This window comes from Sphingobacterium kyonggiense, from assembly GCF_039536825.1.
Taxonomy (GTDB): domain Bacteria; phylum Bacteroidota; class Bacteroidia; order Sphingobacteriales; family Sphingobacteriaceae; genus Sphingobacterium; species Sphingobacterium kyonggiense.
The window spans coordinates 105,295-125,896 of record NZ_BAAAZI010000009.1; the positions used below are offsets into that span (position 1 = coordinate 105,295).

General features: G+C 35.7%; 18 protein-coding genes. 9 read left to right on the forward strand and 9 right to left on the reverse strand.

Annotated elements, in window-relative coordinates; genetic code table 11:
- Window positions 1-138: 138 nt before the first annotated feature.
- Genes gyrA through ABD676_RS11190 form a run of 3 tightly spaced genes read left to right on the forward strand, consistent with a single transcriptional unit; the run spans window position 139 to window position 4,989 of the window.
- Complete coding sequence (gene gyrA, locus ABD676_RS11180) at window positions 139-2,691, forward strand: DNA gyrase subunit A (RefSeq protein WP_344674764.1); 2,553 nt, start codon at window positions 139-141, stop codon at window positions 2,689-2,691.
- On the forward strand, window positions 2,675-3,793 hold the full coding sequence (locus ABD676_RS11185; protein WP_344674765.1) for a tetratricopeptide repeat protein: 1,119 nt from the start codon (window positions 2,675-2,677) through the stop codon (window positions 3,791-3,793). The genes gyrA and ABD676_RS11185 overlap by 17 nt, the downstream gene beginning before the upstream one ends.
- 20 nt (window positions 3,794-3,813) lie before the next feature.
- Window positions 3,814-4,989, forward strand: a complete 1,176-nt coding sequence (locus ABD676_RS11190) for a tetratricopeptide repeat protein (RefSeq protein ID WP_344674766.1) — start codon at window positions 3,814-3,816, stop codon at window positions 4,987-4,989.
- Between the two features lie 71 nt (window positions 4,990-5,060).
- Here ABD676_RS11190 and ABD676_RS11195 read toward each other — a convergent pair whose 3' ends face one another.
- From ABD676_RS11195 to ABD676_RS11205, 3 genes are all read right to left on the reverse strand, one after another.
- Window positions 5,061-5,879, reverse strand: coding sequence for a ZIP family metal transporter (locus ABD676_RS11195; RefSeq protein WP_344674767.1), 819 nt, complete (start codon window positions 5,877-5,879; stop codon window positions 5,061-5,063).
- Between the two features lie 211 nt (window positions 5,880-6,090).
- Window positions 6,091-6,561, reverse strand: a complete 471-nt coding sequence (locus ABD676_RS11200) for a Dps family protein (RefSeq protein WP_344674768.1) — start codon at window positions 6,559-6,561, stop codon at window positions 6,091-6,093.
- 23 nt (window positions 6,562-6,584) lie between these two features.
- Window positions 6,585-7,544 (reverse strand): aldo/keto reductase, encoded by a 960-nt coding sequence (locus ABD676_RS11205; RefSeq protein ID WP_344674769.1) that lies wholly within the window; start codon window positions 7,542-7,544, stop codon window positions 6,585-6,587.
- A 148-nt stretch (window positions 7,545-7,692) separates the two neighbouring features.
- On the opposite strand from ABD676_RS11205, the gene ABD676_RS11210 reads away from it, so the two are divergent.
- From ABD676_RS11210 to ABD676_RS11225, 4 genes are read left to right on the forward strand one after another with little or no spacing between them, the layout of a single operon-like run.
- Window positions 7,693-9,378 (forward strand): RluA family pseudouridine synthase, encoded by a 1,686-nt coding sequence (locus ABD676_RS11210; protein WP_344674770.1) that lies wholly within the window; start codon window positions 7,693-7,695, stop codon window positions 9,376-9,378.
- A 43-nt stretch (window positions 9,379-9,421) separates the two neighbouring features.
- The gene (locus ABD676_RS11215) at window positions 9,422-9,994 is read left to right on the forward strand and encodes a Crp/Fnr family transcriptional regulator (RefSeq protein ID WP_344674771.1); all 573 of its coding nucleotides are present in this window, start codon (window positions 9,422-9,424) and stop codon (window positions 9,992-9,994) included.
- A gap of 9 nt (window positions 9,995-10,003) precedes the next feature.
- Window positions 10,004-10,579: a pentapeptide repeat-containing protein gene (locus ABD676_RS11220; RefSeq protein ID WP_344674772.1), complete on the forward strand. Its 576-nt coding sequence runs from the start codon at window positions 10,004-10,006 to the stop codon at window positions 10,577-10,579.
- Window positions 10,580-10,583: 4 nt separating this feature from the next.
- Window positions 10,584-11,240 carry a L,D-transpeptidase family protein gene (locus ABD676_RS11225; RefSeq protein WP_344674773.1) on the forward strand — a complete coding sequence of 219 codons (657 nt, stop codon included), beginning with the start codon at window positions 10,584-10,586 and terminating at the stop codon, window positions 11,238-11,240.
- A gap of 92 nt (window positions 11,241-11,332) precedes the next feature.
- Here the strand turns inward: ABD676_RS11225 and ABD676_RS11230 are convergent, their stop codons facing one another.
- The 6 genes from ABD676_RS11230 to ABD676_RS11255 all read right to left on the reverse strand — a co-directional run bounded on the left by ABD676_RS11230 (window position 11,333) and on the right by ABD676_RS11255 (window position 18,439).
- Complete coding sequence (locus ABD676_RS11230; protein ID WP_344674774.1) at window positions 11,333-12,514, reverse strand: ABC transporter permease; 1,182 nt, start codon at window positions 12,512-12,514, stop codon at window positions 11,333-11,335.
- A gap of 10 nt (window positions 12,515-12,524) precedes the next feature.
- A complete protein-coding gene (locus ABD676_RS11235) occupies window positions 12,525-13,490 on the reverse strand; it encodes an HlyD family secretion protein (protein ID WP_344674775.1) in 966 nt (321 codons plus the stop codon).
- Window positions 13,491-13,492: 2 nt separating this feature from the next.
- Complete coding sequence (locus ABD676_RS11240) at window positions 13,493-14,890, reverse strand: TolC family protein (protein WP_344674776.1); 1,398 nt, start codon at window positions 14,888-14,890, stop codon at window positions 13,493-13,495.
- A 244-nt stretch (window positions 14,891-15,134) separates the two neighbouring features.
- The gene (locus ABD676_RS11245; protein WP_344674777.1) at window positions 15,135-15,692 is read right to left on the reverse strand and encodes a Crp/Fnr family transcriptional regulator; all 558 of its coding nucleotides are present in this window, start codon (window positions 15,690-15,692) and stop codon (window positions 15,135-15,137) included.
- 73 nt (window positions 15,693-15,765) lie between these two features.
- Complete coding sequence (locus ABD676_RS11250) at window positions 15,766-17,010, reverse strand: sensor histidine kinase (RefSeq protein ID WP_344674778.1); 1,245 nt, start codon at window positions 17,008-17,010, stop codon at window positions 15,766-15,768.
- A gap of 85 nt (window positions 17,011-17,095) precedes the next feature.
- Window positions 17,096-18,439, reverse strand: a complete 1,344-nt coding sequence (locus ABD676_RS11255; protein ID WP_344674779.1) for a sigma-54-dependent transcriptional regulator — start codon at window positions 18,437-18,439, stop codon at window positions 17,096-17,098.
- Between the two features lie 156 nt (window positions 18,440-18,595).
- Between ABD676_RS11255 and ABD676_RS11260 the strand changes: the two genes are divergently transcribed.
- Together ABD676_RS11260 and ABD676_RS11265 are read left to right on the forward strand one after the other, a co-directional pair.
- Complete coding sequence (locus ABD676_RS11260) at window positions 18,596-19,837, forward strand: efflux RND transporter periplasmic adaptor subunit (protein WP_344674781.1); 1,242 nt, start codon at window positions 18,596-18,598, stop codon at window positions 19,835-19,837.
- 39 nt (window positions 19,838-19,876) lie between these two features.
- Window positions 19,877-20,578, forward strand: coding sequence for an ABC transporter ATP-binding protein (locus tag ABD676_RS11265; protein WP_344674782.1), 702 nt, complete (start codon window positions 19,877-19,879; stop codon window positions 20,576-20,578).
- Window positions 20,579-20,602 lie beyond the last annotated feature (24 nt).

Here is a 20,602-nt window from a genome sequence, read left to right on the forward strand (position 1 = left end):
CTACTAACAATTTGGTTTTCTTGTGGATATTTTTAATGGTTTTAATAGTACCTAATGCGATAAAATTTATGTATCTTCGCCTTCTAAGTGTCTGCAACAAAACCGGGCACTTTATTGTTTGATCGAAACCAAAAAATAATGGCTGAAGAAACAGAAAACGAAAACAACTTAGTTCCTGCTGAAAACAGGATAATCCCGATCAATATTGAAGACCAAATGAAAGCTGCCTACATCGATTACTCGATGTCAGTTATCGTTTCGCGTGCATTACCTGATGCTCGTGATGGTTTTAAACCAGTACACCGTCGTGTGTTATATGGTATGTTGGATTTAGGGGTAACCAGTGGAAAACCATTTAAGAAATCTGCACGTATTGTCGGAGACGTATTAGGTAAGTATCACCCACACGGCGATACTTCGGTTTATGATACGATGGTTCGTATGGCCCAGGATTGGTCTTTGCGCTATCCATTAGTGGATGGACAAGGTAACTACGGTTCTATTGATGGTGATCCACCAGCAGCTATGCGTTATACGGAGGCAAGACTTCGTAAGATTGCTGAGGAAATGTTAGCTGATATCCAAAAGGATACCGTAGATTTCCAGTTGAACTTTGATGATTCGTTGCAAGAGCCAACGGTATTGCCAACTCGTATCCCAAACTTATTGGTAAACGGTGCATCGGGTATTGCGGTGGGTATGGCTACGAATATGGCTCCTCATAACCTTACTGAGGTTATTGAAGGTACCATTGCCTATATTGACAATCGTGATATTGAGATTTCAGAACTAATGACTTTTGTTAAGGGGCCTGACTTCCCTACCGGTGGATTGATCTACGGTTATTCAGGTGTTAAGGATGCTTTTGAGACTGGTAGAGGCCGTATTGTAATGCGTGCTAAGGCAGAAATCGAAACAACTAAATCTGGTAAAGAAATTATCGTCGTTACAGAGATTCCTTATCAAGTGAATAAGGCAGAAATGATTAAACGTACTGCTGATCTTGTTCATGAGAAGAAAATTGAAGGAATATCTGAAATTCGCGATGAATCTGCTAAGGATATCCGTGTGGTCTATGAGATTAAACGTGATGCCAATGCAAACGTGGTATTAAATAACCTATATAAATACACCTCATTACAAACATCTTTTTCGGTAAATAACATTGCCTTAGTAAAAGGTCGCCCGCAATTAATGAATCTTAAGGATATGATTCATGAGTTCGTGGAGCACCGTCATGATGTGGTTATCCGTAGAACTAAGTTTGAATTAGCAGAAGCAGAGAAAAGAGCACATATTTTAGAAGGATATTTAATTGCCTTAGATCACTTAGATGAGGTTATTAAATTAATCCGTAATTCAGACACACCTGAAGATGCTCGTGTTGGATTAATGGAGCGTTTCGGTTTATCTGATATTCAAGCTCGTGCTATTCTAGATATGACCTTAAGAAGGTTAACCGGACTAGAGCGTGATAAGATTAAAGATGAATATGCGGAATTAATGAAAACCATCGAATACTTGAAAGAGGTATTGGCTGATGAAGCATTACGCTTTAAAATTATTAAAGAAGAATTAGAAGAGGTTAAGGAGAAATTTGGAGATGAACGTCGTTCTCAAATCGTGCATTCTGCTGAGGATATGCGTATGGAAGACTTTATCGATGATGAAGAAGTGGTTATCACGATTTCACACAACAGTTACGTTAAACGTACTCCATTAACCGAATACCGTCGTCAAGGTCGTGGTGGTAAAGGAGCGATTGGTTCTTCTACTCGCGATGAGGATTTTACAGAACATATCATTACGGCATCTGCACATAACTACTTATTGTTATTTACAGAGGCAGGACGTTGTTTCTGGCTACGAGCATTTGAGATTCCAGAAGGTAGCCGTACTTCTAAAGGACGTGCGCTTCAAAATATTATCAATATTCCTAAGGATGAGAAGATCAAGGCCTACATCAAGGTGATTAACTTGAAGGACAAAGATTACTTAGAGAATAACTATATCATCATGTGTACGAAGAAGGGTACTATTAAGAAAACTTCTTTGGAGGCATATTCACGTCCAAGAGCGAACGGTATCAATGCGATCAATATCAATGAGGGCGACCAATTGATTGAAGCGACCTTGACATCAGGTAGCAGTGAAATTGTAATGGCATTACGTTCAGGTCGTGCGATTCGTTTCAATGAGTCAACAGTACGTCCAATGGGTAGAACAGCGACTGGAGTACGTGGAATTACGCTTGCGCATGAAAAAGATGAGGTTGTTGGCATGATTAGTGTTAATGATCAAGAGACCACTGTATTGGTAGTTTCTGAAAAAGGATTTGGAAAACGTACCGATATTGAAGATTACCGAATTACAAACCGTGGTGGTAAAGGTGTAAAAACCATTAATGTTACGGATAAAACCGGTGAGTTGGTTGCTATCAAAGGCGTTACTGATGAGGATGATTTGATGATCATCAACAAATCAGGTATTGTCATTCGTATTGGCGTTGAGAGTCTACGTGTAATGGGCCGTGCAACTCAAGGGGTGAAATTGATCACTCTGAAGGAAACTGATGAGATTGCTTCTATTACTAAAGTTGATCGACAAGAAGAGGAAGAATTTGATGGCGAAGAAACAGAAAATCAATCTGAAAATAGCTCAAGTAATCCTGAGAATGAAGAACAAGAATAATCTATTAAAAGGAGCGTTAGCTTCTCTATTTGTATTATTTTCACTTGCTTCCTTTGGGCAATCTGCCTATAAGGAAGCAAGTAATGCTTTTGCCCTATATACCCAAACTGGGCAAGTCAAGAATTTAGATAATGCCATGAAACAACTTGGTAATATCTATAAGACAAAGCGTGATTCATCAAAAACCAAAGTGAATGTTTTAAGAGCAATGGTTTTGAGTTCTATCGCTTATGCTGACTCCAGCAGAACAATCAAAACGAATATCAACAAGGACCCTATCGATCTTACGATTCAAACCTTAGATTTGATTTCTTCTAAAGATAAAGAAGGTTATCCTGGTGAGTTAGATTATGTGAAACAGAATTTAGCTGCAGCCTTGATTACTCGTGCGAATAAGTCTTTGAAAGATAGTAAGTTCGATGCCGCATATCAAGATTTTACTAAAGTAAATGAATTGAATGCCAAGTCAGAAGATGTGACTTATAATTTAGCGTTATTAGCCAGTAAAACAGGTAAACTTAAGGAATCGGTGAATTTCTATAAATCCATTATAGATTCAGACAAAGCTACTGCTAATCAATACATTGAGCTCGCTAATTTATATGATAAACAAGGTGAAAAGCAATTGGCTCTTTCCACATTAGAAACGGCAAGAACCAAGTTTCAAGATGATAAGGCAATTTTATTCTTACTGATAGACAAATATTCTAAGAACAAAGCATATGATGCAATTGTTCCTTTAATAGGATCTGCATTAAAATATGAACCTGAGAACGTTGAATTGAATTATTTAGCTGGATATGCAAATGAAAATGCAAATCAGATTCCGATTGCCAAGACTTATTATGAGAAGGTATTGGAATTAGAAGCTAATAATTTTGAGGCAAACCTCGCTTTAGGTTTAATCTATTTAAAAGATTATCTAGCAGATTCTGAAAATCAAGAGGCACAATACCATGCTCAAAGTTATTTACTGAAAGCAAATGAGATTAAGCCTTACGAGATCAATGCGTTAAAATCTTTGGCCATGTATTACGAAAAGGCTAATGATGCTACGCAATTAGATCGTGTGAATATGTTGTTGAATCAATTATCTAATTAACAAACAAAAATATATACGATATGAATTTTAAGAAGTCAATATTTATCGCAGGGTTACTTTTTGCTTCGAGTACCACTGTCGTTTTTGCCCAATCTAGTAATGTTAAGAAAGCGAAGACTAACATTGTGAAGTTTGAGGAACTTAAAGGAGCTGGAACAGCCGCTCTAGGTAAAGCAAGTTTAACAGCTGCACAAGAAGCAATTGATGCTGCTGTATTGCATGATAAAACTAAAAATGATCCTGAAGCATGGACTTATTATGCTTTGGTATATTCTAATATTGCATTTTTAGATAATAGCGATGATGCTGCTGCAAAAGCAGACGAAGGTATCAAGAAAGCAACTGAACTAGATACTGATAAAAAACATGCAGAGAATATTACAGTAGCTGGTCAAACTTTAGGACAGTATAAATTTAACAAAGGTGTTGCTGCTTGGGATAAACAAGATTATAAAAATGCTTACACTGATTTCAATGGTGCTTTAACTTATCTTCCTGGTGACACTACCCTTACCTTTTATTCAGGTTTAGCTGCTGTTCAAAATAAGGATTACGATAATGCTATTGAGAAATATAAAACTTTGATCCCTAAAAAGGAATTCTCTAATCATAAAACCATTATGTTAGATCTTCCAAAGTTATATATGTCTAAAGGAGATACTACTGCTGCATTAGCCGCTGCTGCTGAAGCTGCTGTTGCTTATCCTAATGATAACGACGTAGCGGTTCAGAACATTGAATTTAACTTAATCACTGGTAATGAAGCTAAGATTCTTAAAGATATCGATGCGCAAATTGCTAAAGATCCTACCAACAAAAACCTTCATTACTATTCAGGTTTAGCGTATGGTACTTCTGGTGATTCTGAAAAAGCATTAGCAGCATACCAAAAAGCTTTAGAGATCGACCCTAACTACATTGAAGCTAACATTAATGCTGCTGTGGTTATTATGAACTCTGGTAGAGATGAAATCTTAGCGCTTAATGAGGATAAGAAAATCACGACAACTGAATACAATAAGAAAGTTGCTGAAGTAAAAACTAAGATTGCTCGTGCATTACCTTATTTGACTAAAACTATTCAGTTAGAGCCAGAGAACAAAGATGCTTTACGTAGTTTAAAAAGCTATTACGACTTCATGGATGATCAAGCAAAATCTGCTGAAATCCAAGCGAAGTTAGATGCTATTAAATAATTAGTATCGCGTAGATAAAATAATAAAGCCACCTATATCAGGTGGCTTTATTATTTTATAAGAATTCTTTATTATCCTAATGCTACATCCATCATCATCATTACCACGAATCCTAAGACGAATCCAAGAATTGGGATATCAGAATGTTCTTCTTGTTGTGTTTCTGGTACGACCTCTTCAATGACTACAAATATCATTGCTCCTGCAGCAAAGGAAAGTGCGTAAGGTAAGATTGGTAAGAAGAATCCAACAGCAAATGCTCCAAGCACTGCGAAAATAGGTTCAACGACAGCAGATAGTTGTCCATATTGGAAGCTCTTCCATCTTGATAATCCCATACGACGCAAAGGCATAGAAACAGCAATACCTTCAGGAAAGTTTTGTAATCCAATACCCATTGCCAATAATACCGCTCCAGCAACACTTGCATCGGGCGATCCTGCTGCAACAGCACCAAATAATACACCCACAGCTAATCCTTCAGGGATGTTGTGTAAGGCAATGGCAATGGTTAACAAAGTCGTTCGGTGTAAAGAAGATTTTGGACCCTCTGATTTTAAGAAATTCAAATGCAAGTGTGGCATTAACTTATCCAAACCAAAAATAAACAGGGCTCCTAAGGAGAAACCAATTGCAGCAGGCATAACTTTGGTAAAGCCCTCTCCTTCGCTCATATCGATTGCTGGGGATAATAAGGACCAGAAGCTAGCAGCAATCATTACTCCTCCAGTGAAGCCAAGCATACCGTTTAATACTTTCTTGTTTACACCTCGAAATAAAAATACCGCTGACGCACCTAAGGCTGTAACCCCCCAGGTAAATAATCCAGCAAGCAAAGCTGCCGTAACAGGATTTAAAGTACTTAAATAGGCTATTAATTCATCTAACATGGGATATTATTCTATAAGACGCAATGAAATTAACTATTCTTTCGCTTAATCCGATGCCTTAACCATTAACAATAGTTTTAACATGTAGTAGATGAATGTCCTTATTTTATATTTATACTTTACCTTTAAAATAGTAATCTGTTAATTGATAGCTATATATAACAAAACAGCCTTCAATTGAAGGCTGTTGAAAACTATATAAAAATCGATCTTATTTTAAGTGAGAACGAAGCATCCAAGCAGTTTTTTCATGCTTCTCAAGAATTCCTACTAGGAAATCTTCCGTTCCTGCATCTTCGTGTTTTTCAGCTTTTTTAATATCTTCTCTTAAGGAAATAATTAAGCTTTCATAGTCGTTTAAGATTTCCTTAATATAACCAGCTGCATCATTTTTTCCATATTTCATTTCTGTAAGTTGGGTGATTTCTAACCATCCTTTCATAGTTCCTATAGCATAATGTCCAATGGAACGAACGCGTTCAGCTATTTCATCGATTAGTTCAGCTAGATCACCATATAATTCTTCGAAGAATATATGCTGTGCATGGAAATCTGGTCCTTCAATATTCCAATGTGCATTTCTAATTTTTGTATAAAGCACATTTTCATCAGCTAATAATTTATTCAATAATTCAGCTACTGCTGCAGAATCCTTCTCTTTTAAACCAATATTTGTTTTCATGTTAATATAATTTTTGTTCAATTTTAATATTTGCTTGCCTCATTTAGTTTCTGGATTGCATCTTCTCCGAATCTGATCTGTAATGCTGCTTGAAATGCTTCTAGATGCGATTCTTTGGTTGCACTTGCAATCGGAGCTGTAATGCTTTCCTGTGCTAATAACCAAGCCAAGGCTACTGAAGATGCTGTGGTTCTATATGCATTTGCTACATCATTCAAAGCAGCTACAATACGTTGACCTCTTTCGTTCCAATACCGCTTTTGGATTCCCTCTCCCCTAGCTGATTTTGCAAAATCATCATCAGAAAGATATTTACCACTTAAAAATCCACTAGCTAATGAATAGTACGGAATAACGGCCAAATTGTTTTCTAAAACTAGAGAAAGGTAATTTTTCTCGTAATTCTCCCGGTCGTATAAATTATACTCTGGTTGTAAGGAGATATATTTGGGTAGATTTTGTTGATCTGATATCTCTAGACTTTCCTTTAAACGATCCTTTTTAATGTTAGATGCGCCGATAAATTTCACTTTTCCTTCATTTATCAAATCCTCATATGCTCGCAGGGTTTCCTCAATTGCGGTTGATTCATCATCATAATGCGTTTGGTATAAGTCAATATAATCTGTTTTTAGGCGATTTAAAGACAGTTCTACTTGTTCTTTGATATAAGCAGCCTTGGTATTTGGTTTGGTATCATATCCAAACCTTCCACCTACTTTGGTCATTAAAATGATCTTATCTCTATTTCTTCTTTCTTTAAGCCAATTACCAATAATAGCCTCCGATTCACCACCTTTGTTTCCAGGTGCCCAATGACTATAGTTATTCGCTGTATCGATCGCATTAAATCCTTTATCTAAGAAACTATCTAGGATTTCAAATGATTGTGTTTCATTTAGTGTCCATCCGAAGACATTTCCACCAAATATAATCGGAGCAATCTCGAGGTCAGATTGTCCTAAAACGCGTTTGTTTTCCATATTATGCCCGTTATTTAATGAATACAATTTACCAATTTTAACAGCAATAAAAGATGTTTCTAGAGCATTTTATTGTCATAATCTCGCCTATATATTCGTTCATTTCCATACGCTATGCTTACTTTTGCGAATTAGTTTTTAAAATTTCATGCAGTCCTTGCCATTATTCTTGCACGCGTTCAATAGTTCTATTGATCATCTTCCAAAACCGGATAAGTTTACTTTTCCATTTTGTTATGAGCCACATCCTTTAAGTTTGCTGGCAGCACATCAGGTTCAAGAGTATTTACAAACTCAGCAAGATTTCGAACATAACTTTGGCTTAAATAGGGAACAATGCGGCTTAATCATCGGAAAGATGTTTGGTGTTCTTGTGGTTGAACAAGAAGCTGGCCAATTAGGTTATTTAGCAGCCTGTTCCGGTAAACTAGCTGGAACAAACAATCACCGTTATTTTGTACCGGCTATCTTTGATATGTTGGATCCTGAAGGCTTTTTCCTAAAAGAGGAAGAACAGATAAATGCTATTAATAGAAAAATTGATGAACTTCAATTATCCGGTCGATTGAAAAATATCAAGCAGGAAATTGAATCATTGTCTGCTGAACAAGCTGATCAACTAGCTGCCTTAAGAAAGCTACATAAAGCCAATAAGAGCGAGCGTAAGCTATTAAGACAAACGCAAGTACTGCTATTATCAGAAGAAGAATATAAAGCCTTAGAAGTCGATCTAATCAAGCAGAGTTATAGAGATCAGCACGAATATGATGTTGCTAAGCAAGCTTGTCAAACAACTATGCAATTATTGGAAGATCAATATAATGAGGAATTTCAGAAGATTGATGATTTAAAAACAGAACGTAAAAATCGTTCATCAGCCTTACAGAATCAGCTATTTGATCAATATCAATTCTTAAATGCGAAGCATGAATATAAATCGGTATTGAGCATTTTTAAGGATGCATTGAACCTTCAGCCTCCTGCTGGAGCAGGTGAATGTGCTGCACCAAAGCTTTTACAATATGCTTTTCAGAATAATTTAAAGCCTATTTGTATGGCTGAGTTTTGGTGGGGAGCCTCTCCTAGCTCAGAAGTAAGAAGGCATCAATATTTCTATCCAGCATGTCGAGGTAAGTGCGAACCCATCCTAAACCATATGTTGATAGGTTTGTCGGTTGACCCAAATCCTATGTTGGAAAACCCAGCTGAGGATAAGGAACTCCCAATAATCTATGAAGATGAAGCTATCATCGTAGTCAATAAACCTTCAGAATTTCTGTCTGTACCCGGTATTAATGTCCAAGATAGTGTACAAACTAGGATTTTAGCTAAATACCCAGAAATAGATAGCCCACTAATTATCCATCGATTGGATATGTCTACTTCAGGAATTTTGGTTCTTGCCAAGACTAAAGCTGCTCATCAATATATACAAGATCAGTTTATCAAGCATACTGTTCAAAAGCGTTACACGGCTTTATTGAATGGAGAGATTGAAACAAAATCTGGAATAATAGATTTACCATTACGGGTTGATTTAGATGATCGACCTAGGCAAGTAGTTTGCTATACTTATGGGAAACCTGCTCAAACAAAATATGAAGTGCAGGAAGTAAAAAATGGAAAAACTCGAATCCATTTTTATCCTTTAACTGGGCGTACGCATCAATTACGGGTTCATGCTGCACACAGCAAGGGATTATCTTGTCCTATTGTTGGGGATGATCTTTATGGCAAAAGAGCAGACCGATTACATCTGCATGCAGGCTATATTTGCTTTACTCACCCCATTAGTCTTGATCGAATAGAATTTACGGTAGCTGATCCATTTTAGAAATTTAGAACAAATTTCTATCTTGTTCTAAATTTACACTTCTATGGACATCCTCCAACATGCCTATCAACACCCCTCATTAGAGAAGGCGGATTTAGATATTATTTTTGCAGTACACAAAAGAGTAGAGATACCCAAAGGAGAATTCCTTCTCAAAAAGAATGAAATTTGCAATGAATATTACATTGTAGAATCGGGTTTGGTAAGGACTTACCTTTATGATTACGAAGGCAATGAGATAACTACCGGATTTTCGGGTGTCAATGAAGTCGTTATTGAAGTAGCATCTATTTTTCAGCGTATTCCAACACCAGAGTATATACAGTGCTTAACGGATTGTGTGCTGTGGAAGATTGATTATGAAGATTTTCAAGATCTATTTCATAAAATTCCAGCGCTAAGAGAATGGGGTCGTGCCTGGATGGCTTTTGAATTATACCTTAGCAAAAAAAGAGCTACGGAAATGATTACGGAGCCTGCTAAATCCAGATACTTGCAGTTGATGAGGGATAAACCTCAAATAATACAGCAAGCTCCATTAAAATATATTGCCTCCTTTTTAGGCGTGACAGATAGTTCCTTAAGTAGGATTCGAAAGGAAATCCTTCACGATTAACGCAATTTTATGCCAGATATCCCCTATTTTGAAGACCAAGATTATAAGCAATTAAACGCAAGCGAACTTTTAGAACCCGCTGAATATGAGTATTGCCGTTTTGAAAATTGTAACCTAGAAAAAGCTAATCTTAACAACTACAAGTTTGTTGATTGTACTTTTAAGCATTGCAATCTCAGCTTAGCGACGATAGAACATGCTATGTTTCAGGATTGCAAATTTCAAGATTGTAAACTCTTAGGATTGCGATTTGATAGTGCAAATCAGTTCAATCTTAGCTTTTCATTCGAATCAAGTATCTTGGATCATTCATCTTTTTATAATTGCAAAATAAAGAATACACTATTTCAATCTTGTAAACTGCATGAGGTTGATTTTGAATCTTGTGATTTAAGTCAGGCTAAGCTGATGGATTGTGACTTGCTTCATGCTAGTTTTGTACAAACCAATCTAGAAAAAGCCGATTTGTCCAGCTCCATTAATATTCAATTGGATCCTGAAAATAATCGATTAAAGGGTGCTAAATTCTCTAGTCAAAGCCTTGCTGGACTATTAACTAAATACAAGATTGTAATAAAAGGTTAAGCTTATGGAATCTATTGATGATAACCGTGTAGTCGAAGCAAAAAGAAGAAAAGAAAAAAATCTATTAGCTGAATTGCAGCAACTGGATATTAAGGCAGAGAACCTTGAAATTCTTTTTATTGCTATTAAAGAAGCAAAAATCCTAGAAGTTTATGTGAAAAGGAAGACACAAAAGCAATTTCGATGGTTCAAAAGCTATCTATTCAGTACATTTTCTGGCGTACTTGGCCCTAAAAAACAAGAAGGTGATAAGCAAATTCCAGAAGGATTTTATCAAATTACTCACCTAAATCCAAAAAGTAAATACCATTTATCATTGGGTATAAACTATCCTAATCCATACGATCAAGCCAATGGTTTTACAGGATCTGCTATTTTTATTCATGGAGGAATGGAATCTGTAGGATGTATCGCAATTGGGGATGATGCTATTGAAGAAATATATGTATTGACTGATATTGCCCAACAAAATGATCAAAATGAAATTTCTGTATTGATTTATCCTTATGCTATGCATACAGAGAAGCATAAGCTTATGCTGAAAACAACGGATGAAGCTACCGCACATTTTTGGGATAGACTAGCCACTTCTTATCAGTATTTTCAAGAAAATAAGGCTCCTCTGTCTTATGAATTTAAAGGCAATCAGATCGAATATTAGACTTAAAAAAATGGCACCAAAGCCTCGCGCTTTGATGCCTACTCTATTGTTAAAAGACAATTAAACTGAATATTTAATTGGAGTTTCTTTAACTAAACAGCTATTGCCGGTTGATTTAAGGCTGCTTTCTTGACCTTGTTGATTTTCAATTGCAATAAGATAATTGATAGCACCAAAGTCACAGCCGCAATAACAGCCAATCCAATTACAGGTCCGTGAATATAATCTGCAGTTCCTTTCTCGATAATCAATGTTCTGAATATTTGCAGGTAATGCGTCAATGGAATTAATTTCGCAATACCAACCACCCATTCTGGCATTTGACTCAGTGGCCATGTAAAACCACTTAAGATAAAACTTGGGGTTGCAATGACCATCAGAATCTCAGTAGCCTTTAATTGACTTGGAATAGCGATACTGACTAGAATACCAATGAAGCTAACCGCCAATAGAAATAAAATACTACTTAAGAAGAAAGCTGGTCCATTAACATCCATTGGCATTCTGTACCAGATGGAATAACCATAATACAATCCATAAATCAATATCGACATCAAGATATAGGGTAATATTTTAACCAATATCAAGACAAAAACATTACTTGATCTTTTAACCAATTCAGAGAAAGTTCCATTCTCAAATTCAGATGCAAAGCTTAATGCCAATCCCAACATCATGACTTGTTGCAATACAGTTAACAATACACCTGGCAACATAAAATACAAGTAGTTACCACTACGGATATTCTGTTTGATAATGGTTGTTTTAAAAGGCTCGTATTGCTGTGAAGCCACATATTCAGGAACACCTTTCTTTTGTTGAGCTTTGATTTGTATACCTGCTTTCATAGTACCAGCAGCAACATTTGCTGCCATCATCGCATAATTTGAGGTCAAGGTGTTTGAAGCATTTACAAACATTGTCACTTCAGTACTACGATTATAGTTTACAGCAGATGAAAAGCCTTTTGGTATTTGTACCACAACGGTAGCTTCATGTTTCATCGCCTCATCATGCGCTAAGAATGGATCGTTTAAGACTTTAGCTACATAGATCACTTCACCATCATTAAACATATCAATCAATTGTCTACTTAATGGACTTCTATCCTCATCCACGACAATAATCGGAAGGTTCGTTACTTTACCTTTTTTATAAACTCCGCCAACTAAGACCCCGTATAATATGGGTGCTCCAAGAAATAGAACAAGCAGAACTTTATTTTGAAAGAATAAACGAAATTCCCTTTGTATTAAATTCCAAAAATTCCTCATGATACCTCTCCTATTTATCTTGTTTGATTAAGAATGTAGCTTTAGTTAGCAGCTCTTTAGCCTCGCTATCATTTTTAGGCTTCAATCGTACTTCAAACATTGTTTCTTGTTCTTCAAAGTCAGGATAAGCCGTACTAATATTGGCATAAGCTGTTAGCGGTTTTACTGTTTCTATAGTTGTCAAAACCTCCTTATTATCCAAATAAGGAATCACAATCGTTTTTTGACTACCTTTTTGAAAGTCTTTCACCTTACTTTCAGGAATAGTTACCCGGAAATAAGTTCCATCGGTAATATAACCTGATACCAAGCTATAACCTGCCAAAGCTAACTCCCCAGTCTTCAAGTTGATGTTTTCAATACTCATGTCCTGTGGCGCTATAATATAGCGTTCTTTAGCAGCAACATTCACTTCTGAAACAGCACCCATAGCACGTTCTTTCTGTCCTAATGCCATACGTTGTTGCTCTACACGAGCACCATGTTGTACATCTGCTAATTCAGCTTGAGCTGCCAAATATTGATTCTTAGCTCCTTGATATTTTGCATAGACTTCATCGTATTTCTGTTGAGCGATTAAAGAGTCTTTTAACAGGTTATTCATACGATTTAAGGACTTTTGTGCAAAGTCATATTGTTCTTTTAGACCATTGACTTTGGCGTGCAATTGTTTCATTTGTCCATCAGTAGCACCTTTAACTGCCATTTCATATTGTGCTTGCGCAGCATCTAATGCACCCTGAGCCTGCATGGATTTAGCATCCACTTCTGGTAATTCAAGAATAACTAGTGTATCCCCTTTTTGAACAAACTGTCCTTCTTCAACTAATACTTTCTGTATTTTACCAGGTATTTTTGTAGTGACTGCTATTTGATCACGTTCTATTTTTCCTTCTATTTTGCTTTGTTTCTTTTGTTCGTTGGAACAGCTTTGTAATAGGATTAAGAAAGCAATACTATATGTTAGATTTTTCATGATTATCGTGTAATGGTTTGATATAAGTTTCCGTTAGCTTTTAATAATTCTGTTGCTGCTAGGCGCTGATTCAATATCTGATTGTAATAATTGAGCGATTGTTTGTAGAACTCATTCTCTGATTCCAATCGCTCTGTAACATCAGCCAAGCCTTCCTCAAATTGACGGGATGCCAAGTGCAAGTTGTTCTTTGCGATAGCAACTTGTTGCTCGTTGACTTTTGTTTTCTTTAATGCCAATTGATAATCAACTTCCGTTTTCTTTTGTAATAGACTTAATTTCTCCTTTGTATCAGCTAATTTATTCTCATTGATCTGAAGATCTAATTTTGCCTTTTCAACAGAAGTTTTATGTGCTTTTCCTTCAAATATGGTCCATTTCATTCCCACCCCAACTGCAAAGTTTGGAGCCATACGTAAATGGTTGCTTTCAAATTTAACATCACCTAAATGTGGCACATCCTTCAACGTTAAATCTGTTCCAAAGGCATTCAGATAAGAAACATTACCAAATGCAAATACTTGAGGAAGCTTTGCTCCTTTCTCCTTTTTCAAGACATAATCATATGCTTTGGAGGAAGCTTCTAAAGCTTGTAGTTCCTTACGATTCATTTGCGTAGCCTCATTTAGGTTTAAGGACAATTCATCCAATTGATAAGTAACCTGACGCAAATCTTCTTGCGACAAGCCAGTTAATTCTTCCAATTTAAATAATAGTAACTCTCGATTACTTTGCACCTCTGCCTTTTTACTTTCCAGTTCAAGCATTGCCAATTTAATCTTGTCACGGTCATAAGGTATGGCAAAACCATTCTCAATTCCCTTGACAACTTTCTCATGCTCTTTATTTAGACGCTTTTCTGAATCATTGATCAACAGGTCAACTTCCTTCAACAGCATCAACTGATCAAAGCTATGGACGATTTCTTGAGCCAACTGATCATATCCGGCTTCGGTTAATAGATTCTGTGCCTTGAACTTTTGCTCTAAAGCTTTTTGTCCATTTGTTATTTGAAATCCGCTGAATATGACTTGAGTTGCAGTTACACCGGCCATTCCAATCTGTGTAGATAGATTCATCTTTTGTGAACCATCAAAAATTGGAGTTCCTAAGATAGGAAGTTGTTTAGTTGGTAAATCTACATCCATTGTACTATTCAAATAGCCATACATGGCATTTGCTGATACCGTAGGAAGGAATTTGCCTTTTACATTTTCCCGATCCAATGCTACTTTTTGGTTTTCTAACTGAGCATTGATAATGGTCTTGTTATGTAAAACCGCCTGCTCTACTGGATTTTTAAAGCCTCCCAAGTCTAAGCTCTGTGCATGAAGACCAAATCCGGTCCCCATACATATACTTAAACTGAGTAAGCCTCTTCTTAACTTGTGGTTTCTCATTTCAGTTTGTATTAATCTTTTAACACTACAAAGGTCAGAAGGTTTTGAGTCATTATTTTTTAGATATCTTAAAAAATAGCCCCTAAAACCTTTTTTAAGGACGTTTTTTGAAAAGAATGTCACAAACTTGGTAGGCAGAGATTAAAATCAGGTTAAGAAAATATATTGCCAGAACCTTTATTTATAGGTTAATAATACCAATTAGTAAGAGATGGAATAAAAAAGTATAGAAATAAATTTTGGTTTATTTACCACGAATAACCGAAAGGGTTGGTTGGGATATACCTAGATAAGAGGCAATATGTCCAAGGCTTGCATTCTGAAACAAAGCTGGGTTCTCCTCAATCAAAGTTTGATATCGCTCCTGCGCTGTTTCAAATTGGGTTTTATAGAAACGATTGGAGAAATTGATCAAAGAATCTAACAGGACTTTTTGTATAATTTGATTAACTGTTATATCGGTTTTAGCTAATTCAGCAATTGGATTAAATGGAATCATCCAAATTCTAGATGGAGCTAATGCCTGAAAGCCAAAGATGGAGGGCTTACCATAAAACACACTCTCTATTCCTGTACTAAAACTATTGGGACCAAAGAAATAATGTGTAATGTCTTTCCCGTTTTTGAAGTAATAAATGCGTGTAAATCCAGATTCAATATAGTAGATATAACGCAAATGACTATCGGGTTCAAAAATGATATCTCCTTTTTGAAATTCCTTTAATTCCATGTGTTGATCAAAAAACAACTCTAATTCGTCATTGATTTGGTAGGACTCACGGAAATAATCAAGAAGGGTCATACAAGAAGTGCTGATGGATTAATTAAAGCTTGAAAATATCAAAAATTTCTGAATTAATTTCTTTAATGTGCTATTACTTGATCAAAACGATTACAAAACAATTCTTATTATTTTTCAATTGATAATACAGATAACCTTTATGAGCTTCAATTATAGCTTTAGAAAGAGATAGCCCTATACCAGCTCCATCTTTCCGTGTGGTATAAAATGGCAGGAATATTTTAGAAACTATAGTCTCATCGATGATTGGACCTGAGTCTGTAAATTCAATAAATATCCTAGAATTATTTTGATAGATATTAATTTCGAGCAGTTTTTTTTCAACCTCAGTTAATGCTTGAAGACTATTGGTAAATAAATTCACTAGCACTTGTTCAAACTGCGATTGATCCAGTTCTGCATAAATATTAGGTTCAGTGGTAATTTTTAATTCGATTTCCTTTTTGCTTAATATCAATTGATAATTACTGATCATGGAATGAACAAGAAGGTTTAAATCCACCGTAGCGAGTACAGGACTTGGCAACATGGTTAATTTACGATATCGATCAACAAAATCCTGTAAATGATTGCTACGATTTATAATTGTCCCAATACTGATTTTCATGTCTTCTTGGTCTTCTATGGACCATTTATCTTGTTTTAAGATATCATCCATGTTTTGTGCTAGCGCATGTATTGGGGCCAATGAATTCATCAATTCATGTGAGATTACCTTCATGACGCTTACCCAAGCTTCATTTTCCTTGCTATAGATTACACGCTGTATAGAATCAATTAATACGGTATAATACTTTACCTGCTTAATTTGAGTTATAGAGGTTTGAATAACAAAAGTTTGCCGCTCTCCTCGATCAACTTGAATATCTAATGTTGTTTTAAACTCTGTAAATTCACGAGCCTCTAACAATTCATAGAAATCACCAAGATAATTAGCCATTAATTTCCAATCCTTTAAAACAGGAACTGCAAAATATTGCTGGAAATATTCATTCATCAGCATAATTTCTTGATTTTCTTTGCTTAGATCTAATATGATAAGTCCTGAGTCCAAACCATTCAATATCTGGTCATAAAGCATCTTTTGAGAAACAGCATCTCGGTCTTTCTCTTTCAGTTTATAATATAGTTTATTAGCTTTTATTAACGTCTGGTTCTGGTCATTGAATTGATAATCTACAGTAAAATCGTCATATAACATCGAAGAGATAACCTTGTCAATTTTATTAAAATAACGTTTCATAAAATAGTATCCTTCAATTACCATGATCAAAACAAATACGACTAACATAAATCCGGTAAAATAGAATTCATTCATAAAACAAAACCCCGCAAGCAATGTGCTCGACAGTAGAAGTAACAACCGTATGAATAGATGAACTGATTCTTTTTTTTCCATCTTATTATTTTGTTTGAATCTGGTATTTTTCCAATTTACGATATAAGGCTTGTCGTGTTAAACCCAACTCTTCAGCTGTACGTGATATATTTCCTTGGAATTTAATCAATGTTTGTTCAATCTTCGTTTTCTCTAAATTGGAAAGCGTTGAATCCTTATTTTCGAATTGAATCAACATACTATCTGAAATACCTAAGGCATTCAATCCTATAGGTTCCTGATCAGTCATAATGACGGCACGTTCAATTCGATTTTGTAGCTCTCGAATATTTCCAGGCCAATTATATTGCTGCAATTTCTCTAATAAGAAAGGCTCCAAAGAAGGTACTTGTGTTTGGTATTTCTCGGCATATTCCGTCAAAAAGTAGTGAATCATCCCTTCCAAGTCCTCTGGTCTTTCCCGAAGTGCAGGAATCTCCAAACTGATGGTGTTAATACGATAAAACAAATCTTCACGAAATTCTTGTTGTTCTACTGCTTTCGATAAGTTTTTATTGGTTGCTGTTATGATACGAACATCTAAATCCCGAAGTTTTGCTTCTCCTAGTCGAATGCTTTTCTTGGATTGTATAACTTGTAGCAGTTTTGTTTGTAGATGTAAAGGCACATTTCCAATTTCATCAAGAAATATCGTCCCCCCATTTGCGGCTTCAAATCTCCCCGGTTTATCTTGCTTCGCATCTGTGAAAGCACCTTTTGCATAGCCGAATAGTTCACTCTCAAAAAGATTTTCATGAAGCGAGCCTAAATCAACATGAACGAAAGGTCCATTCTTTCTCTCTGACTGTTGATGTATGTACTCTGCCAACACATACTTTCCTGTTCCGTTTTCTCCTAATACAAGTACATTTGCGTCTGTTATAGCCACGCGTTTTGCTATCCTGAAGGTTTCCTTTATTTTTTCGGATACGCCTTCATAAAATGAGCTTTTCACCTCCTTTGGGTTTCTTTGTGCTCTACGGAATTGTTGTACAGCTTGTTTAACATTCTCCAAGAGCTTCTCATTGTCCCAAGGCTTCATCATGTAATCAATTGCGCCCAATTTAATACCTTCTACTGCACGTTCTATCTGGGCATAGGAAGTCATTAGGATAATTTTGACATGAGGAAAATGTTCTTTTACTTCTTGGAATCGGTATATCCCCTCCTTTCCATCCTCATATCCAACACGGAAATTCATATCAAGTAAAAGAACTTCTATTTGATGCTCGGAGATGAAATTTAAAATCTTCTTAGGATCGTTCAAGGTGAATACATGTTCGAAAGATCTTTTTAAGATTAATTTTGCTGCTAATAGCACTTCATCTTGATCATCTACAACGAGTATGGAGCTTTGTATCTTCTTCATAATTATTAAACTGTACGCTTCTGTACGGACAATGTCCATTATCGGACAAGTGTAAATTTTAATGGTTTTATAACTTCCTATGACTTAATGTATTGGAAATTATAAATCTATTGGCACAAATCTTATGTGTTTATTATCAAGAAAATTAATAAACTAATGGATACCATAGTACCTCGTAAAAATAGAAAAAAACAATACATTGCAATAATTAGCCTTATTATTTTAGGCTTAGTAGGCATGGGTACTTTCTTGGCAACTCGTCCAAAAACCCTAAAGGTTAAAGCTGCTGAAATATTAATAAAACCTGTTAAAATGGAAGCCTTCGAAGATTTTGTAATTTTTCAAGCTCAAGTCGACCCTTTAAACTCTGTTTTGGTCAATGTTATCGAAGGTGGATCTGTTCAAGAACTATACGTTGAAAACGGAGCTATGGTTACTCAGGGAACTCCTATTGCCAGAATTTATAACCCAAATACGGAATTTAACTACCTGGCTCAAGAAACTGGAATCATTGAACAAATCAATCAACTCAATGTAGCCAAATTGAATATACGTAATCAAGAATTGGAACTTTCTAAAGAATTGGTTTTGATTGAGCATGATTACAATGCTGCTAAAATGGAATCTGATCTGAATAGCAAATTATATAACAAGAAGATTCTAGCTAGGAATGATTATGAAGTAACGCAGGAAAAATTACGTTATCAGAATGAACGTAAAAACATTATTCAACGGAGTATTCAACGCGAGAAGGAAACAAATTCCTTACAGTTGAAACAGATTAATCAGGCCTTGGGAATAATGGAGAAGAGTTTAGAAACACTTCGTAACAATAAGAAGAATTTCTTAGTGATGGCACCTGTTTCAGGGCGTTTAAGTTCTTTTGAGGCTAATCTTGGTGAAAATATACAAGCCGGTACAGCACTTGGAAAAATCGATGTCTTAAAAGGCTATAAATTGACCGCTATGGTAGATGAATTTTATTTGGATAAGATCAATACAGGTCAAAAAGGGAATATAGAATTTAAGAACAAATCAACAGAGGTTAAGGTTATTAAAATCCTTCCAGAGGTAAAAGCAGGTCAATTTAAAGTTGAATTGGAATTTGAAGGAAAACAACCTGAAGGTTTACAAGAGGGACTCTCCTTTGGCGTGAAATTAATCTTGTCTGGAAAGGAACAGAAATTAGTCATTCCAAAAGGAAGCTTTAATACCGTTGCACAAGGCAAATATATATTTGTTGTCAAAGATCATGTAGCGACCAAAAGAGCCGTACAATTGGGACGAGAAAACCCTTATTATTATGAGGTAGTTGATGGGCTCAAAGAAAATGAACAAGTCATCATCTCAAAATATGATGATTATAAAAACATTGAAAAAATAGAAATAAGTAAATAAATACCATTATTTATAAAACTTTAATGAATTAAGAAGAATATGATACAAATAAAAGATTTAAACCGAGTTTTTGCTACCGAAGAAGTGCAGACGAAGGCATTGAATAATATTAATTTGATAATAAAAGAAGGTGAATTTGTATCCATTATGGGTCCTTCCGGATGTGGGAAATCAACCCTTCTGAATATTATAGGATTATTGGATGAAATCAGTTCAGGTTCCTATCAATTAGTTGGTAAAGAGGTTGCGGGAATGAATGAAGTGGAAAGATCAAGATTGCGAAAAGCAAATATTGGATTCATCTTTCAAAACTTTAACCTAATTGATGAATTGAATGTGTATGATAATATCGAGTTACCATTAATATACAATAAGGTGCCTGCTTCTGAACGTAAGGAGCGCGTTAAGGAAATAGCCGAAAAGCTGAATATTTCCCATCGCTTGCAACATTATCCACAGCAATTATCAGGTGGTCAACAACAACGTGTTGCTGTTGCCAGAGCCTTGGTCTGTGATCCAAAAATCATCCTAGCAGATGAGCCGACTGGTAACCTGGATAGCTCCAATGGTAATGAGGTAATGGAATTATTAACCAAACTTCATGCGCAAGGAACTACGATCTTAATGGTTACCCACTCCGCACATGATGCGGCCTATTCTGAGAAAATAATCAGTATGAAAGATGGAGAAATCCTTAGTGAAAAATTAAATCAAAAAGTGGTTGATATCTTTCAATCCTAAATAGAAACATTTATTAAAGCAAAA

Bases quoted from the DNA above. Each gene is read 5' to 3' on its own strand.
- ABD676_RS11215 (WP_344674771.1), top strand. From the start codon at position 9,422: ATGGACATCCTCCAACATGCCTATCAACACCCCTCATTAGAGAAGGCG.
- ABD676_RS11240 (WP_344674776.1), bottom strand. From the start codon at position 14,890: ATGAGAAACCACAAGTTAAGAAGAGGCTTACTCAGTTTAAGTATATGT.
- ABD676_RS11245 (WP_344674777.1), bottom strand. From the start codon at position 15,692: ATGACCCTTCTTGATTATTTCCGTGAGTCCTACCAAATCAATGACGAA.
- ABD676_RS11265 (WP_344674782.1), top strand. From the start codon at position 19,877: ATGATACAAATAAAAGATTTAAACCGAGTTTTTGCTACCGAAGAAGTG.
- ABD676_RS11255 (WP_344674779.1), bottom strand. From the start codon at position 18,439: ATGAAGAAGATACAAAGCTCCATACTCGTTGTAGATGATCAAGATGAA.
- ABD676_RS11230 (WP_344674774.1), bottom strand. From the start codon at position 12,514: ATGAGGAATTTTTGGAATTTAATACAAAGGGAATTTCGTTTATTCTTT.
- ABD676_RS11235 (WP_344674775.1), bottom strand. From the start codon at position 13,490: ATGAAAAATCTAACATATAGTATTGCTTTCTTAATCCTATTACAAAGC.
- ABD676_RS11250 (WP_344674778.1), bottom strand. From the start codon at position 17,010: ATGAATGAATTCTATTTTACCGGATTTATGTTAGTCGTATTTGTTTTG.
- ABD676_RS11185 (WP_344674765.1), top strand. From the start codon at position 2,675: ATGAAGAACAAGAATAATCTATTAAAAGGAGCGTTAGCTTCTCTATTT.
- ABD676_RS11190 (WP_344674766.1), top strand. From the start codon at position 3,814: ATGAATTTTAAGAAGTCAATATTTATCGCAGGGTTACTTTTTGCTTCG.
- ABD676_RS11210 (WP_344674770.1), top strand. From the start codon at position 7,693: ATGCAGTCCTTGCCATTATTCTTGCACGCGTTCAATAGTTCTATTGAT.
- gyrA (WP_344674764.1), top strand. From the start codon at position 139: ATGGCTGAAGAAACAGAAAACGAAAACAACTTAGTTCCTGCTGAAAAC.
- ABD676_RS11260 (WP_344674781.1), top strand. From the start codon at position 18,596: ATGGATACCATAGTACCTCGTAAAAATAGAAAAAAACAATACATTGCA.
- ABD676_RS11195 (WP_344674767.1), bottom strand. From the start codon at position 5,879: ATGTTAGATGAATTAATAGCCTATTTAAGTACTTTAAATCCTGTTACG.
- ABD676_RS11225 (WP_344674773.1), top strand. From the start codon at position 10,584: ATGGAATCTATTGATGATAACCGTGTAGTCGAAGCAAAAAGAAGAAAA.
- ABD676_RS11200 (WP_344674768.1), bottom strand. From the start codon at position 6,561: ATGAAAACAAATATTGGTTTAAAAGAGAAGGATTCTGCAGCAGTAGCT.
- ABD676_RS11205 (WP_344674769.1), bottom strand. From the start codon at position 7,544: ATGGAAAACAAACGCGTTTTAGGACAATCTGACCTCGAGATTGCTCCG.
- ABD676_RS11220 (WP_344674772.1), top strand. From the start codon at position 10,004: ATGCCAGATATCCCCTATTTTGAAGACCAAGATTATAAGCAATTAAAC.